8 protein-coding genes and 1 pseudogene are annotated in these 15396 nt (G+C 64.3%); 4 read left to right on the top strand and 5 right to left on the bottom strand.

The window, feature by feature from the left end:
- Positions 1–161: 161 nt before the first annotated feature.
- The 3 genes and pseudogenes from ACVOLI_RS10640 to ACVOLI_RS10630 form a co-directional block, all read right to left on the bottom strand.
- Positions 162–3326: a multidrug efflux RND transporter permease subunit gene (locus tag ACVOLI_RS10640; RefSeq protein ID WP_481534588.1), complete on the bottom strand. Its 3165-nt coding sequence runs from the start codon at positions 3324–3326 to the stop codon at positions 162–164.
- A gap of 24 nt (positions 3327–3350) precedes the next feature.
- Positions 3351–4520, bottom strand: a pseudogene (locus tag ACVOLI_RS10635) (efflux RND transporter periplasmic adaptor subunit); the annotation flags it as partial.
- Positions 4520–5131, bottom strand: coding sequence for a TetR/AcrR family transcriptional regulator (locus ACVOLI_RS10630; protein ID WP_481534587.1), 612 nt, complete (start codon positions 5129–5131; stop codon positions 4520–4522). The gene ACVOLI_RS10630 and the pseudogene ACVOLI_RS10635, both read right to left, overlap by 1 nt.
- Positions 5132–5428: 297 nt before the next feature.
- Between ACVOLI_RS10630 and ACVOLI_RS10625 the strand changes: the two genes are divergently transcribed.
- From ACVOLI_RS10625 to ACVOLI_RS10610, 4 genes are all read left to right on the top strand, one after another.
- On the top strand, positions 5429–10411 hold the full coding sequence (locus ACVOLI_RS10625) for an NAD-glutamate dehydrogenase (RefSeq protein WP_481534586.1): 4983 nt from the start codon (positions 5429–5431) through the stop codon (positions 10409–10411).
- A 293-nt stretch (positions 10412–10704) separates the two neighbouring features.
- Positions 10705–11469 (top strand): NAD kinase, encoded by a 765-nt coding sequence (locus tag ACVOLI_RS10620; RefSeq protein WP_481534585.1) that lies wholly within the window; start codon positions 10705–10707, stop codon positions 11467–11469.
- Positions 11470–11568: 99 nt separating this feature from the next.
- Positions 11569–12513, top strand: a complete 945-nt coding sequence (locus ACVOLI_RS10615; RefSeq protein WP_062166142.1) for a 5'-nucleotidase — start codon at positions 11569–11571, stop codon at positions 12511–12513.
- A gap of 445 nt (positions 12514–12958) precedes the next feature.
- A complete protein-coding gene (locus tag ACVOLI_RS10610; protein ID WP_481534584.1) occupies positions 12959–14332 on the top strand; it encodes an NAD(P)-binding domain-containing protein in 1374 nt (457 codons plus the stop codon).
- A 15-nt stretch (positions 14333–14347) separates the two neighbouring features.
- On the opposite strand, the gene ACVOLI_RS10605 is transcribed toward ACVOLI_RS10610, so the two are convergent.
- Together ACVOLI_RS10605 and ACVOLI_RS10600 are read right to left on the bottom strand one after the other, a co-directional pair.
- Entirely contained in the window at positions 14348–14902 is a 555-nt protein-coding gene (locus ACVOLI_RS10605) for a DUF2939 domain-containing protein (RefSeq protein ID WP_296246145.1), read from the bottom strand.
- Between the two features lie 19 nt (positions 14903–14921).
- Positions 14922–15395: an SRPBCC family protein gene (locus ACVOLI_RS10600; protein ID WP_481534583.1), complete on the bottom strand. Its 474-nt coding sequence runs from the start codon at positions 15393–15395 to the stop codon at positions 14922–14924.
- Between the last annotated feature and the right edge of the window lies 1 nt (position 15396).

Genomic DNA, 15396 nt, shown 5'->3' with positions numbered 1-15396 from the left:
CCGCGCCTCGCCCCCGCCCCCCGCCCCCCCCCCCCCCCCCAAACACCTCCCCCCCCCCCCCCCCCGCCCGCCCCCCCCCCCCCCCCCCCCCCCCCCCCCCCCCCCCCCCCCCCCACTACAGGGCCCCCAAAAAAAGCCCCGGCAGTGCCGGGGCTTTTCTATCAGCGGTCCTTCTGGATCGCGTGCACCTTGTGCTGCGCGATGTACTCCTTGGACTGTTCGTCCAGCTTGTCACCGAGCATGCGCCGCACGCTCACGAAGAACAGCGGGATCAGCAGCACGCCGATCACGGTGGCGAACAACATGCCGCCGATCACGCCGGTACCCAGCGAGTGACGGGCATTGGCGCCGGCACCGGTGGAGATGGCCATCGGCAGTACGCCGAGGATGAAGGCGAACGAGGTCATCAGGATCGGGCGGAAACGCAGGTGTGCCGCTTCGATGGTGGCTTCGCGCAAGGTCTTGCCGGCAGCACGCTGCTCCACCGCGAACTCGACGATAAGAATCGCGTTTTTCGCCGCCAGGCCAATCACCGTCACCATGCCGATCTTGAAGTACAGATCGTTCGGCAGGCCGCGCAGCAGCGAGAACACCACCGCCCCGAGGATGCCGATCGGCACCACCAGCAGCACCGAGACCGGGATCGACCAGCTCTCATACAACGCTGCCAGGCACAGGAACACCACCACGATCGACAACACCATCAACAGCGTTGCGGCGTTGCCGGCGAGGATTTCCTGATAGGACATGCCCGACCAGTCGAAGCCGAAGCCCACCGGCAGGTCGTCATGCACCAGTCGCTCCATCGTGCTCATGGCCTGGCCGGAACTGCCGCCCGGCGCCGGCGCACCGACGATGTTGACTGCCGAATAGCCGTTGTAGCGGTTCAGGGCCGGCGGGGCGTAGATCCACTCCGACTTCACCACCGCGCTGAGCGGGATCATCGCCGGCTGGCCGGTTGCGTCCTTGCTCAGCGAGCTCGGTACGAAATAGCTGTTCAGCGATTCCGGGCCGGTGCGGTAGGCTGCGTCGGCCTGCATGTTGACGCGCTTGATGCGGCCGCCGTAGAAGAAGTCGTTGACGTAGACCGGCGCCAGCATCATCTGGATGGCGGTATACACATCATTGACCGACACGCCCATGGCCTGGGCCTGCACGCGGTCAACCTTCAACTGCAGCTGCGGCGCGTTTTCCAGGGTGTTGGGGCGGACGCCAACCAGCGACTTGTCCTGGCTGGCGGCCCCCAGCAAGGTGTTGCGCGCATCCATCAAGGCGTCCTGGCCTGCGCCCGTACGGTCCTGCAGCCACATGTCGAAGCCGCCGAACTGACCCAGGCCCTGCACGGTTGGCAGGTTGACGAAGAAGATCTGCGCATCCTTGATGCCGTAGGCCTTCTGGTTCATTTTCTGGATGAACTCGGGCGCGGTTTCCTTGCGCTCGCTCCAGTCCTTGAGGCGGACGAAGGCCATACCCACGTTCTCGCCGGCACCGATGAAGCTGAAGCCGGTGATCTGCATCAGGCCTTCAAAGGCTTCCTCGTCCTGCAAGGTGCCAAGCAGCTGATCGAACACGGCGCTGGTACGGGTCTTGGTGGCACCCGGCGGCAACTGCACGATGGCCAGCGCATAGCCCTGGTCTTCTTCTGGCAGGAAGCTGCCCGGCAGGCGGGTGAACAGGAAGCCGCACAGTACCAGCAACAGGGCGAACACCATCAGCCAGCGCGGGGCGTGCTTGATGACGCCGCCGACGGTGCCGACGTAGCTCTTTTCCAGCTTGCCGTAGTACTTGTTGAAGGTGCGGTAGACCCAGTTCGGGTTGTCGTTGTGGGTCGGCTTGAGGAAGGCCGCACACAGCGCCGGGGTGAAGGTCAGCGCCAGCAGGGCGGAGAACGCCATCGCCATGGCGATGGTCAGTGCGAACTGCTTGTAGATCTCACCCGAGGCACCCGGCTGCAGCGCGGACGGAATGAACACCGCCGCCAGCACCACGGTGATGGCCACCACCGCGCCGGTGATCTGGCCCATGGCTTTCTGTGTCGCCGGCTTCGGATCGAGTTTTTCCTCGGTCATGATGCGTTCGACGTTTTCGATGACGACGATGGCGTCATCGACCACGATGCCGATCGCCAGCACCATCGCGAACAGGGTCAGCTGGTTGATGGTGAAGCCGATCGCCAGCATGCCCATGAAGGTGCCGAGCAGGGCCACCGGGATGACCAGGGTGGGGATGATGGTGGCGCGGAAGTTCTGCAGGAACACCAGCATCACCAGGAACACCAGGATGATGGCCTCGACCAGGGTATGGACCACTTCCTCGATCGAGATGGTGACGAAGGTGGTGCTGTCGTAGGGGGTGAACCAGCTCACGCCGGGCGGGAAGCTCGGGGCCAACTCATCCATCTTCGAGCGCACGGCCTCGGACACGTCCAGTGCATTGGCACCCGGCAGCAGCTGGATGGCGAACACCGCCACCGGCTTGCCGTTGTACTTGGTGTCGAAGCCGTAGTTGGAGGCGCCAAAGGAAACCGTGGCGACATCCTTCAGCTTGACCACGCTGCCGTCGTTGTTGGCCCGCAGGATGGTGTTCTCGAACTCTTCCGGCGAGCTGTAGCGGCCTTCGGCAGCCACGGTGGCGGTGAAGGCCTGGCCGTTGGGAGCCGGGTCGCCGCCGACTGAGCCGGCAGCGAACTGCAGGTTCTGGGTGCCGATGGCGTTGTACACGTCGGTTGCCGACAGGTGGTAACCCTGCAGCTTTTCCGGGTTCAGCCATACGCGCATGGCGTACTCGGAACCGAACTGCTGGGTGCTGCCGACGCCGGGAACACGCGAAACCTGTTCCAGCACGCGCGCGCCAACGATGTCGTTCAACGCATCTCGGTCGACGGTGCCGTCATCCGAGCGCACGCCGATGGCCATCAGGAAGCCGGCGTTGGCCTTGGCCACCACCACGCCCTGTTTGGTCACTTCCGAGGGCAGGCGAGGCGTCGCCAGCGACACCTTGTTCTGCACCTGCACCTGGGCGATGTCGGCGTCGGTGCCGCTGTCGAAGGTCAGGGTGATGGTGACGCGGCCGGTGGAGGACGACGACGAGCTGAAGTACATCAGGTTGTCGATGCCGGTCAGCTGCTGCTCGATCACCTGGGTGACCGATTTTTCCGCGGTGGACGCGCTGGCGCCCGGATAATTGGCGGTGACCGTCACCTGCGGTGGCGCCACGCTCGGGTAGGACTCGATACCCAGGTTGAGGATCGAGATCACGCCGCCAAGCGAGATCAGGATCGCCACCACCCAGGCGAAGACGGGATGCTCGATGAAAAATTTAGGCATGACGGAGTCCCGTTATTCCTTCTTCGCCGGGGCTGCCGCAGGCGCGCCAGTGGCGGGCTTGGCGGCATCGGGCTGCCAGGGCTTGGCCGTGGCCGGTGCGCCTTCCTTGACCTTCTGTATGCCCGAAACAATGACCTGGTCACCAGCGGCCAGGCCGGAGGAGACCAGCCAGTTGCCGCCCTGCTGGTTGTCCAGGGTGACGTTCTTGCGCACGACCTTGCCGTCCTTGCCGACGATCAGCACGTAGCCGCCCTGGGTATCGCGCTGTACTGCCTGCTGCGGCACCAGGAAGGCGTTGTGGCGCTCGCCCAGGTTGGCCTTGAAGCTGACGAACGAGCCTGGCAGCAGGATGTGGTCCGGGTTGGGCAGCTGCGCACGCAGCGACACGGTGCCGGTGGCCGGATCAACCGTGGTCGAGGAGAAGTCCAGGGAACCTTCGTGCGCGTAGGCGCTGCCGTCGGGCAGGTTGACCTGCACGGTGGTCTTGCCGTCGCCGGCCAGTGCCACTGCGCCCTTGTCCTGGGCTGCGCGCAGCAGGCTCAGCTCGTCGGCGGTCATCGAGAAGTTCACGTACAGCGGGTCGATCTGGTCGACGGTGGTCAGCAGGGTCACATCGCCCTGGCCGACCAGCGCACCTTCGGTGACCTGCTGCTTGCCGGCCTGGCCGGCGATCGGTGCGGTGACGCGGGCATAGCCCAGGTTGATGCGGGCGGTGGTGACCGCGGCTTCGGCCTGCTGCACGGCGGCGGCGGAGGAGCGCTCAGCGGCCTCGGCACTGTCCAGGTCGGACTTGGATACATAACTCTGGGGTGCCAGCGAACGGGCACGGGTGGCGGTGGCGCGCGCGTTGGCATACGTGGCGCGGGCCGAAGCCAGTGCGCCTTCGGCGGAGGCCAGTGCGGCCTGCAGTGGTGCCGGGTCGATCAGGAACAGCACCTGGCCTTCCTTGACCGCGCTGCCTTCTTCATAGACGCGCTTCTGCAGCACGCCGGCCACGCGGGCGCGGACGTCGGCGGAACGGAACGGCGACAGGCGCCCCACCAGTTCGCGCTGCAGCGGCAGGGTCTGCGGTTTGGCGTCGACTACGCCAACGTCCTGCGGGGGCGGTGCGGCTTGCTCCTGCGGTTTCTTACAGGCGGCAAGGCTCAATGTCGCTGCACAGGTGAGAGCGAGGAGACGGAGTGGGGCGGTCATCAGGAGAAACTCCGGGTGTTGTTTTTATTTGGAGCTGCGGCGGCGTGGTACGTGCAGGCAAAGGCACGCAGGAAGCCGTCGGTGGCAAATTCGGCCCAGCGGCGACGCTCTTGTGGATCATCGCGGTAGGGGGTGTGAAAGCGCTGTCGTTCAAAATCCTGGCCTGCGATCATGCTGATCAACAGCTCGGCCATGAACTGCGGGTCGTCATGCTTGAGGCGACCGCGCTGCATCTCGGTTTGCATCCATTCAGCGACATGGTTGCGGAGGGCTTCGTTGCTTCCCTGGTACATGAACTGCGCTTCGTCGCGGAACTCATGCACGCTGGCACCGATCAGCTGCGCGGTGCGACGGACATTGGGCTTGTTGCGATGCTCGAGGTAGCCGATGGCAAAGTCGAGGACGGTCTCGTGCAGCGGCTTTTCTTCACATACGGATAACGCCGCCGTCGCGGTGGACACATGCAGCTGCATGGCCTGCCGCAGCAGCTCGCGTTTGCAGCCGTAGCGGCTGTAGAGGGTCTGCTTGGAACAACCTGCCGCCGCCGCTATCGAATCCATACTCAGGTGTATGCCTTGTTGGGACAATAGCTCACGCACTGCTTCGAGCACGCGCTGGTTACGCGCGTCGGTTGGCGCGGAGGTGGCAGAGGGGGTTTGCATAAGCGGTGGACTATACCGTCCAGTTCAGAAACGCCGCAACGTAATTCGTCTTTCACTGTGCCCGGTGAGCGAATGAGATTCAGGTGGCGGACATCGTTTGCGGATCGTGTAGCAGTAAAACCATGGCTGTTGCTACCGCTCGCCAGAAAATTGCGATGCAGATAATGCGGCCCTGCAGCAAGGTTCTTTTTGTTACCAGCGATACAATCGCGGTTTCTCCAAACGAGCAACACCCAAAGCTCTGCCATGAAATCGCAAAACAGTGCTGCCAAGTCCGCAAAGACGAAATCCAAACCAGCTGTGAAGCAGAACATCGCGGTAGCTGGCCTCTCGCTAGAGCCGGTATTTGCAGCCTTGCGGAAGCGTTATCCCGCTGCGGCCGCACAGGCGCAGGCAGTGGCTTTTGCTACGGCGTTCTACAAGCGCATGGAAGCCGATGAGTTCACGCTGCACTCGGCCGATGATTGGGCGGTGCTGGCTGCGGGCATGCTGGAGTTCGCCCGCACCCGCAAGCCGGGCAAGGCCAACGTGCGCGTGTTCAACCCGACGCTGAAGGCTGACGGTTGGGAATCGGCACATACCGTGCTGCAGATCGTCAACGACGACATGCCGTTCCTGGTGGACACGGTGACGCTGGCGCTGGCCGAGCAGGGCATCGGCGTGCACGTGCTGGGCCATCCGGTGATCAGCATCGGCCGCGACAAGGCTGGCAAGCTGACCGGCGTGGGCGAGGGCAAGCTGGAATCGGTGATGCTGCTGGAGATCGATCGCCAGCCGGCCGATGCGCTGGATGCCGTTGCCAAGCGCGTCAGTGGCGCGCTGGAAGACGTGCGCGCCATCGTCAATGACTGGCAGCCGATGACCGACAAGGCGATGGCGCTGGCCGACGACCTGGGCAAGCGTCCGTTGCCGGTGAGCAAGGCCTCGCGCGCCGAGGCACAGGAGTTCCTGCGCTGGGCCGCTGACAACCATTTCACCTTCTTCGGCTACCGCGAATACAAGGTGGAGAAGAAGGGCAAGGAAGAAGTGCTGGTCGCCCAGAACGGCACCGGCCTGGGCCTGATGCGTGGCAAGGACACGATGGTTGCGCGCCCGGTCAAGGGCCTGGCCGCCGAAGGCCTGAACGCCACCAGCAGCCTGCACGACGCACTGATCCTGACCAAGACCAATGCCCGCTCGCATATCCACCGCGGCGGCTACATGGACTACATCGGCGTGCTGGAATTCGACGCCAAGGGCAAGATCATCGGCGAGCAGCGCTTCCTCGGCCTGTTCACCTCCAGCGCCTACAACCGCCGCCCGTGGGAAATCCCGCTGGTGCGCCAGCGCTATGAAAACGTGATGGCGCGTTCGGGCCTGAGCCTGTCCAGCCACAGCGGCAAGGCACTGCGCCACATCCTGGAGTCGCTGCCGCGCGAAGAACTGTTCCAGTCCAGCGAGGACGAGCTGTTCCGCACCGCCATGGGCGTGCTCGGCCTGCAGGAGCGCGTGCGTAGCCGCCTGTTCCTGCGCCGCGACAAGTTCAGCCGCTTCATCTCGGCGCTGGTGTTCCTGCCGCGCGAGCGGTTCAACACCGACGTGCGCCTGCGCGTTGAAAGCATGCTCAAGGATGCCCTGCAGGGCGAATACGTCGATTCCAGCGTGGTGCTGGGTGACTCGCCGCTGGCCCAGGTGCACCTGATCGTGCGTCCCAAGGCCGGGCAGAGCCTGGAGCTGGACGTGGAGGGCATGGAGAAGCGCCTGGCCCACGTGCTGCGCAACTGGCAGGACGATCTGCGCGAAGCACTGGTCGCCAGCCACGGCGAAGGCGAAGGCCTGCGCATTGCCTCGCGTATCGGCAAGGCACTGCCGGCTGGTTACATCGAGGACTCCAGCGCTGAAATCGCCGCGGCCGACGTCGCCCAGCTGGATGCATTGACCGGCCCGGACGATCTGCGCCTGAGCCTGCAGGCAATCCGTCGTGACGAGGTCGATGGCCTGCGCCTGAAGCTGTACCGCCAGCTGGAAGACATTCCGCTGTCCGACGTGCTGCCGATGATGGAGAACATGGGCCTGCGTGTGATCGCCGAGCGCCCGTACAAGCTGATGGTCGACGAAGCGCCTGTGTACGTGCAGGACTTCGAAGTCGAATCCACCATCGGTGCGATCGACCCGGCCAGCGCCAATGCCTCCTTCAGCGATGCCTTCGCCCGCGTCTGGCACGGCGATGCCGAGAACGACGGCTTCAACCGTCTGGTGCTGGGTGCCGGTCTGGATTGGCGCCAGGTGTCGATGCTGCGTGGCTACTGCAAGTACCTGCTGCAGATCGGCGTGCCGTTCTCGCAGGCCTACGTGGAAGGCACCTTCAACCGTTACCCGCTGCTGGCGCGCCTGATCGTTGAGCTGTTTGAAGCCCGCTTCGAGCCGACCCCGGCGGCCGACAAGGCGGTGCTGGACGCGCAGCTGGCCCAGTTCAAGCAACTGGCCGCTGACGACGCTGCCACCCTCAAGCTGCTCGACGGCGTGGTCAAGGCGCGCAAGAGCGACCGTGCCGCGCGCATGGCGCTGGTCCACGAAGTGCTGATCAAGCTGCTCGACGGCGTGTCCAGCCTGGATGAAGACCGCATCCTGCGCAGCTTCATCGGCGTGATCGAAGCCACCCTGCGTACCAGCTACTACATGGTCCGCAAGGACGGCGTGCGCGCCGATGGCGGCCCGGCTGACTACATCAGCTTCAAGTTCGACGCCGCCAAGGTGCCGGACCTGCCCAAGCCGCGCCCGTACCGCGAAATCTTCGTGTGCGGCCCGCGCGTGGAAGGTACCCACCTGCGCTTCGGCCCGGTGGCCCGCGGCGGCCTGCGCTGGTCGGACCGTCGCGAAGACTTCCGCACCGAGGTGCTGGGCCTGGTCAAGGCACAGATGGTGAAGAACACCGTGATCGTGCCGGTCGGCTCCAAGGGCGGCTTCTTCGCCAAGCAGCTGCCGGATCCGTCGGTGGACCGCGATGCCTGGTTCGCCGAAGGCGTGGCCTGCTACAAGCGCTTCATCAACGGCCTGCTGGACATCACCGACAACATCGTCAACAACAAGATCGTGCCGCCGCAGGGCGTGGTGCGTCATGACATGGACGATCCGTACCTGGTCGTCGCTGCCGACAAGGGCACCGCCACGTTCTCCGACACCGCCAACGGCATCGCCCGCGCGCACGGTTTCTGGCTGGACGACGCGTTCGCTTCCGGTGGCTCGGTTGGTTACGACCACAAGGGCATGGGCATCACCGCACGCGGCGCGTGGGAGTCGGTCAAGCGCCACTTCCGTGCACTGGGCCGTGACTGCCAGAAGCAGGACTTCACCGTGGTCGGCGTCGGCGACATGTCCGGCGACGTGTTCGGCAACGGCATGCTGCTGTCCGAGCACATCCGTCTGGTCTGCGCCTTCGACCACCGCCACATCTTCCTCGACCCGAACCCGGTGGCTGCCAGCTCGTTCAAGGAACGCGCGCGCATGTTCAAGGTGCCGCGCTCGAGCTGGGCGGACTACGACAGCAAGCTGATCAGCAAGGGCGGCGGCATCTACCCGCGCTCGCTCAAGTCGATCGAGATCACCCCGGAAGTGCGTGAAGCACTGGGCATCGACGCCAGCATCAAGGCGATGAACCCGACCGACCTGATCAATGCCGCGCTGAAGGCGCCGGTTGACCTGCTGTGGAACGGCGGCATCGGCACCTACGTCAAGTCGGCGACCGAGACCAATGCCGATGTCGGCGATCGCGCCAACAACGGCCTACGCGTCAACGGTGGCGAGCTGCGCTGCAAGATCGTGGGCGAGGGCGGCAACCTGGGCATGACCCAGCTTGGCCGCATCGAGGCCGCGCAGGTTGGCGTGCTGCTCAACACCGACTTCATCGACAACTCGGCCGGTGTGGATACCTCCGACCACGAAGTCAACATCAAGATCCTGCTCAACGACGTCGTGCGCGCCAAGAAGCTCACCGTGGACCAGCGCAACAAGCTGCTGGCCTCGATGACCGACGAGGTGGGCGAGCTGGTGCTGATGGACAACTACCGCCAGAACCAGGCACTGAGCCTGATGGAGCGGATGAGCAGCAAGCGTCTGGGTTCCAAGCAGCACTTCATCCGTACGCTGGAGAAGCAGGGCCTGCTGGATCGCCAGATCGAGTTCCTGCCGTCCGACGCCGAGCTGTCGGCACGCAAGCTGCGCGGCCAGGGCCTGACCCGTCCGGAACTGGCGGTGCTGCTGTCGTACTCCAAGATCGTCGCCTTCCAGCAGCTGCTGGAATCGGACATCCCGGAGGACCCGTACCTGTCCAAGGAGCTGCTGCGTTATTTCCCGCAGCCGCTGCAGAAGAAGTACGCCGACGCGATGGAACGTCACCGCCTGAAGCGCGAAATCATCGCCACGGCCGTGACCAACCAGACCATCAACCGCATGGGTGCCACCTTCCTGATGCGCATGCAGGAAGACACCGGCCGCACCGTGGCCGAGGTCGCCAAGGCCTACACCATCAGCCGTGAAACGCTGGACGCACGTGCACTGTGGACGCAGATCGACGCGCTCGACGGCACCTTGCCGGAAGCGGTGCAGGTGGACGCACTGGAAGTGATCTGGAAGCTGCAGCGTTCGTTCGTGCGTTGGCTGCTGACCCGTCCGGGCGCGATGCCGGGCATCACCGCTGCAGTGGACCGCTACCAGGGCCCGTTCAACGACATCCGTGTCGCCTCGGGCGTACTGCCGGATTCGCAGCGCCCGGCCTATGAGGCCAGCGTTGTGGCATGGAAGGAAAAGGGCTTGCCGGCGGCACTGGCACAGCAGCTGTCCGAACTGCAGTTCCTGGAGCCGGCGTTCGACATCATCGAACTGGCGCGTCCGCGCAAGCTCAAGCCGGTGGACGTGTCCAAGGTCCACTTCCGCCTGGGCGAAGCCCTGCAGATGCCGTGGCTGTTCGAGCAGATCGACGCGCTGGAGGTCAACGGTCGTTGGCATGCGGTTGCCCGTGGCGTACTGCGCGACGAGCTGGCTGCGCATCAGCGTGCATTGGCTGGCCAGGTGCTGTCGATGAAGGGCGCGACCGCGGAGGCCAAGGTGGCTGCGTGGTTGGGCCGCGATGACAGCGGCCTGCGCTTCACTCTGGCAATGCTGGCTGAGCTGGCCGAGCAGAAGACGCTGGATTACCCGACCGTGTCGGTGGCGGTGCAGCGTTTAGGCCAGTTGGCGGCGCACGGCGCTTAAGTCGGTAGGTTTTTGTTTTGGAGAACGGGCCCTTTGGGCCCGTTTTCTTTTGGGAAAATCAAGAGCTTGCCCTCACCCCAACCCCTCTCCCGCACGCGGGAGAGGGGCTACAGCTGCAGTTGCCGGCAATGCGTGCGCTCGCGGCGCTTTGAGCCCCTCTCCCGCCTGCGGGAGAGGGGTTGGGGTGAGGGCAGGCTCTTGCCGTTGGCCTTCAGTTTCCAAGCAAACGAAAGCACCAGTCAGCACACCAGCAGGTTATCCTCGCCCTCCAAGTCGAACGAAAAGACGCGCACGTGTCCCCACGAATCGCTTTCCTCGCCAGCACTGTCGAGGCCGCACAGCAGGCCCGTGTCAGCCTGGCTGCCCGCTACGGCGATCACAACCCGGAAGACGCGGACGTGATCTGCCCGCTGGGTGGCGACGGCTTCATGCTGCAGACCCTGCATCGCCATGGCGGCAAGGGCAAGCCGGTGTTCGGCATGAAGCTGGGCACGGTCGGCTTCCTGATGAACCATCATCGCGAAGACGACCTTATCGAGCGCCTGGCTCTGGCCGAACCCGCCTACCTGCGGCCGTTGGAGATGATCGCCCAGACCGAATCCGGCACCACCACCGGTTCCTTGGCCTACAACGACGTATCGCTGCTGCGGCAAACCCGCCAGGCCGCGCATATCGGCATCGACCTCAATGGCCAGCAACGGGTGGAAGAGCTGATCTGCGACGGCGTACTGGTGTCCACGCCGGCCGGTAGCACTGCTTACAACTACTCGGCGCATGGCCCGATCCTGCCGCTGGGTTCGAACACCATCGCCTTGACCCCGTTGGCGCCGTATCGCCCGCGGCGCTGGCGTGGCGCAATCCTCAAGGCCGAGACCGAAGTGCGCTTCCGCGTGCTCGATCCCTACAAGCGCCCGGTCAGCGTCACCGCCGATTCGCATGAAACCCGCGATGTAGTGGAAGTGACCATCCGTGAATCGCGCGAGCGCCAGGTGACCCTGCTGTTCGACCCCGAGCACAACCTCGAAGAGCGCATCCTGAGCGAGCAGTTCATGGTTTGAGGGTTGGGGATCGGGGCTGGCGGGGTTCAGGATTGGGGGAAGCGCGCCGCTTCCGGGTAGACTGGGTCCCGTTCCTTGATCGTATTGGGTTCATCGTCCATGGGTGACAACACTCCCCGGCTTCTCACCGTTGCGGTTACTTCGCGCGCACTGTTCGATCTCGAAGAAGGCCACGCCCTGTTCGAACGCGAAGGTCTGGAGGCCTATGCCGCCTACCAGCGGGCACACGAGGATGATGTGCTCAAGCCTGGCGTTGCCTTCCCGGTGGTGCGCAAGCTGTTGGCACTCAATGATGGTGCGCCGGTGGAGACGCCGCGCGTGGAGGTGATCCTGCTGTCGCGCAATTCCGCCGACACCGGCCTGCGCATCTTCAACTCCATCCAGCACTACAAGCTGGATATCGTGCGTGCCACCTTCACCGCCGGCGAGCCGACCTGGCCTTACGTCAAGCCGTTCGGCACCGATCTGTTCCTGTCGGCCAACCCGGACTCGGTGCGTCGTGCGCTGGTCAACGGCATCGCCGCAGCGACGATCCTGCCGCAGAGCGCCCAGGAGGTAGCTGCTGCTTCGGCCGCGGCAACCGATACCGGCCGTTCCAAGACCCAGCTGCGCATCGCCTTCGATGGTGACGCGGTGATCTTTGGTGATGAAAGCGAGCGCATCTCGCGCGAGCAGGGCGTGGAGGCATTCGGTCGCCACGAGCGTGAGCGCGCGCATGAACCGCTCAGTGGTGGCCCGTTCCGCAACTTCCTGTCCGCACTGCATGCCTTGCAGGCGGCGTTCCCGGCCGGCGAAGCCGCGCCCATCCGCACCGCGCTGGTAACCGCACGTTCGGCGCCAGCGCATGAGCGGGTTATCCGCACCCTGCGCGAGTGGGGCGTGCGTCTGGATGAAGCACTGTTCCTCGGCGGCCGCCACAAGGGCCCGTTCCTGGAAGCCTTCGGTGCCGATATCTTCTTCGACGATTCGCAGCACAACATTGATAGTGCACGTCAGCATGTGGCTGCTGGCCATGTGCCGCATGGTGTGGCCAATCCCGATTAAACCGGTTGTTTGTAGGAGCGGCGTAAGCCGCGAAGCTGGTGACAAGACCGAATGCTTGCTGCCTGCAATTGCAGCCAATGCCGCTTCAGCAACATTAGTGGCTTCGCGGCTTACGCCGCTCCTACAATTGCGTCGCATGCTAGGATGAAGCCGCTTTCGCGGGTTCCAAGCTGAACCAGCGGTAATCCTGCCGCGTCCTGATCTGCACGAATGCAGCAGATCCCTCCCGCACTGCATCCACCCGGTGATCCAGGGGCGGGGCCTGTTCCCCGACCGGTAGCGTCATGTACCTGCCACTCCCTTTCGCGCTGCCTTGCGTGGCGGCCGGGTGTTTCGCGCGCCGCGCGGGACTGGACGCATTGTCTCTCCTGCACGGCGCATAACGCGCCCTTGCGCAGTGCCGTCGCGTTTACGCGATGGCAGCTACACAGGAGAAACAACCCGAATGACCATGCGTATCGCCATTCTTGGAGCCGGCCCGAGTGGCCTGGCGCAACTTCGCGCCTTTGAATCCGCCCGTCGAGGTGGGGCTGAAGTGCCAGAGATCGTCTGCTTCGAAAAGCAATCCGATCTCGGCGGGATGTGGAACTACACATGGCGTACCGGGCTGGATGCTTATGGCGAACCGGTGCATGGCAGCATGTACCGCTACCTCTGGTCGAACGGCCCGAAGGAAGCGCTGGAGTTTGCCGACTACAGTTTCGAAGAGCATTTTGGCCGCCCGATCGCCTCCTATCCGCCACGCGCCGTGCTGCGCGACTACATCATGGGCCGCATCGAAAAGAGCGGCGTACGTGATCAGATTCGCTTCAACATGGCGGTGCAATGGGTCGACTACTCGGAAGAAACCGAGCGTTTCACCGTCACCGTCCGCGACCTGAAGAAGGATGAGTTGCTGACTGAGGAGTTCGATCGGGTGATCGTTGCAACCGGGCATTTCTCCACCCCTAATGCGCCGTTCTTCGAAGGCGTGGATCGCTTCCCCGGGCGCGTGTTGCATGCGCATGATTTCCGTGACGCCTGCGAATTCGCAGACAAGGATCTGCTGCTGGTAGGGAGCAGCTATTCGGCCGAGGATATCGGTACGCAGTGCTACAAATACGGCGCCAAGTCGGTGACCTTCAGCTATCGCAGCGCGGCAACCGGTTACGACTGGCCGGCTGCCTTTGAAGAAAAACCCCTGCTGCAGCGTGTTGAAGGCAACACCGCGCACTTCATCGATGGCAGCAGCAAGGACGTGGATGCGATCGTGCTGTGTACCGGTTACCAGCACCATTTTCCGTTCCTGCCCGATGCACTGACCCTGCGGACGCGCAATCGCCTGTATCCCGGTGATCTGTACAAGGGTGTGTTCTGGATCGACAATCCCAGGCTGATCTATCTGGGCATGCAGGACCAGTACTACACCTTCAACATGTTCGATGCGCAGGCCTGGTATGCGCGCGATGCCATCCTTGGCAGGATCACGCTGCCGGCGAGCGATGCAATGCGTGCAGACAGCGACGCCTGGCTGGCGCGTGAGGAGGCGACGACATCGGCCGAGCAGGACATCGATTTCCAGACCGAATACGTGCGGGATCTGCTTGATGCCACCGACTACCCGGACTTCAACGTCGAGGCCGTGGCCACGCTGTTCAAACAGTGGAAGCACGACAAGAAGGACGACATCCTCGGTTATCGCAATTACAGCTACCGCTCCGTGCTGACCGGCACGTTGGCGCCGCTGCATCACACCCCGTGGATGCAGGCGATGGATGATTCGCTGGAGGCTTTCCTCGCCGACAGTGTGATCGAGGAGCAGCCGCGCAGGATTGCCTGACGGAGATGGCGCCGGTCAGCCCGGCGCCTGTCCCAGTGGCAACAGGATATTGGTCAGTCGCCAGCGCAGCCCTTGGCGACTGAGTACGAACACGACTTCGCGCCCGTCTTCCAGGTGGGTCGTGGCGGTGTAGCGCGACAGGGACTCGTAGTGGCCGGTGGTATTGGCCAGCGGCTTGGCCGGCGAGGGCGGTGCCCAGGTATCGCCGCCGACGGTATCGCCGATGGCCCGCTTCCACAGGCTGTCGCCCTGCAGCAGGGCGGCAATGCCCAGCGGGGTGACGAAGGTGTCGACACCTGCGCCGGTGAGGTTGCCGGCCACGCCCAGCGCGACCTGGCCGAACAGACTCGACTGCATGTCGCTGCCGGCGCGGCGCACGATGTAATCGTTGATCTGCGCCTTGATGTTGACCCGCACCGCGCCGAAGTCGACGTGTCGCGCCAGCTTGCCGGTGTCACGCTGTTCGATGGCCTGGCTGATGCCGCGGATCGCCAGATAGGGGCCGCCGATCACGTAGGCGGCCAGCAGCACTGCGATGGCGATGACGGTGGCGAGTATCCACTTCTTCATTGCGTTGCTGTCCTCGGGATCAGGGATGTGCGGGGATGCTGGCTTCGGCCCAACGGCGCAGCATCACCAGGGTTTCGGCCCACGCCTGGCTGCAGAAGCCCAGGTACTCGCTGTCGCCGTTCCAGCCCAGGTGATGGAATTCGAGCACGGTCATTGGCTCGCCTTCGTGCGGCAGCCCGCGCCAGGCGCCTGGGCTGGCCCGGCGTGACAGATCGAAGCGGATTTCGGTACCGGTCCAGGCCGAGGCCGGGCTTTGTGGCGGGTGGCGGCTGATCACTTCCCAGCGGATGCAGCGCTCGGGGATGATCTCCAGCAGCTTCAGCGCGACCACGCCATGGCCGGAACCGGGGTTGTGGCTGATCACGGTGTCGCCGTCGATGACCGATTGCTGGTGCGGTATCCACCAGCGGCTCAGTCCCTCGGCGCTGGCCAGGCCGCTGTAGACGGTGGCCAGCGGGGCATCGATCCAGACTTGCAGGTGGATGCTGGTCATG

This window comes from Stenotrophomonas sp. STEN029 (assembly GCF_056760015.1).
Note: the sequence above shows the minus strand (reverse complement) of the source record. Positions and strands in the feature narration are given on the sequence as shown.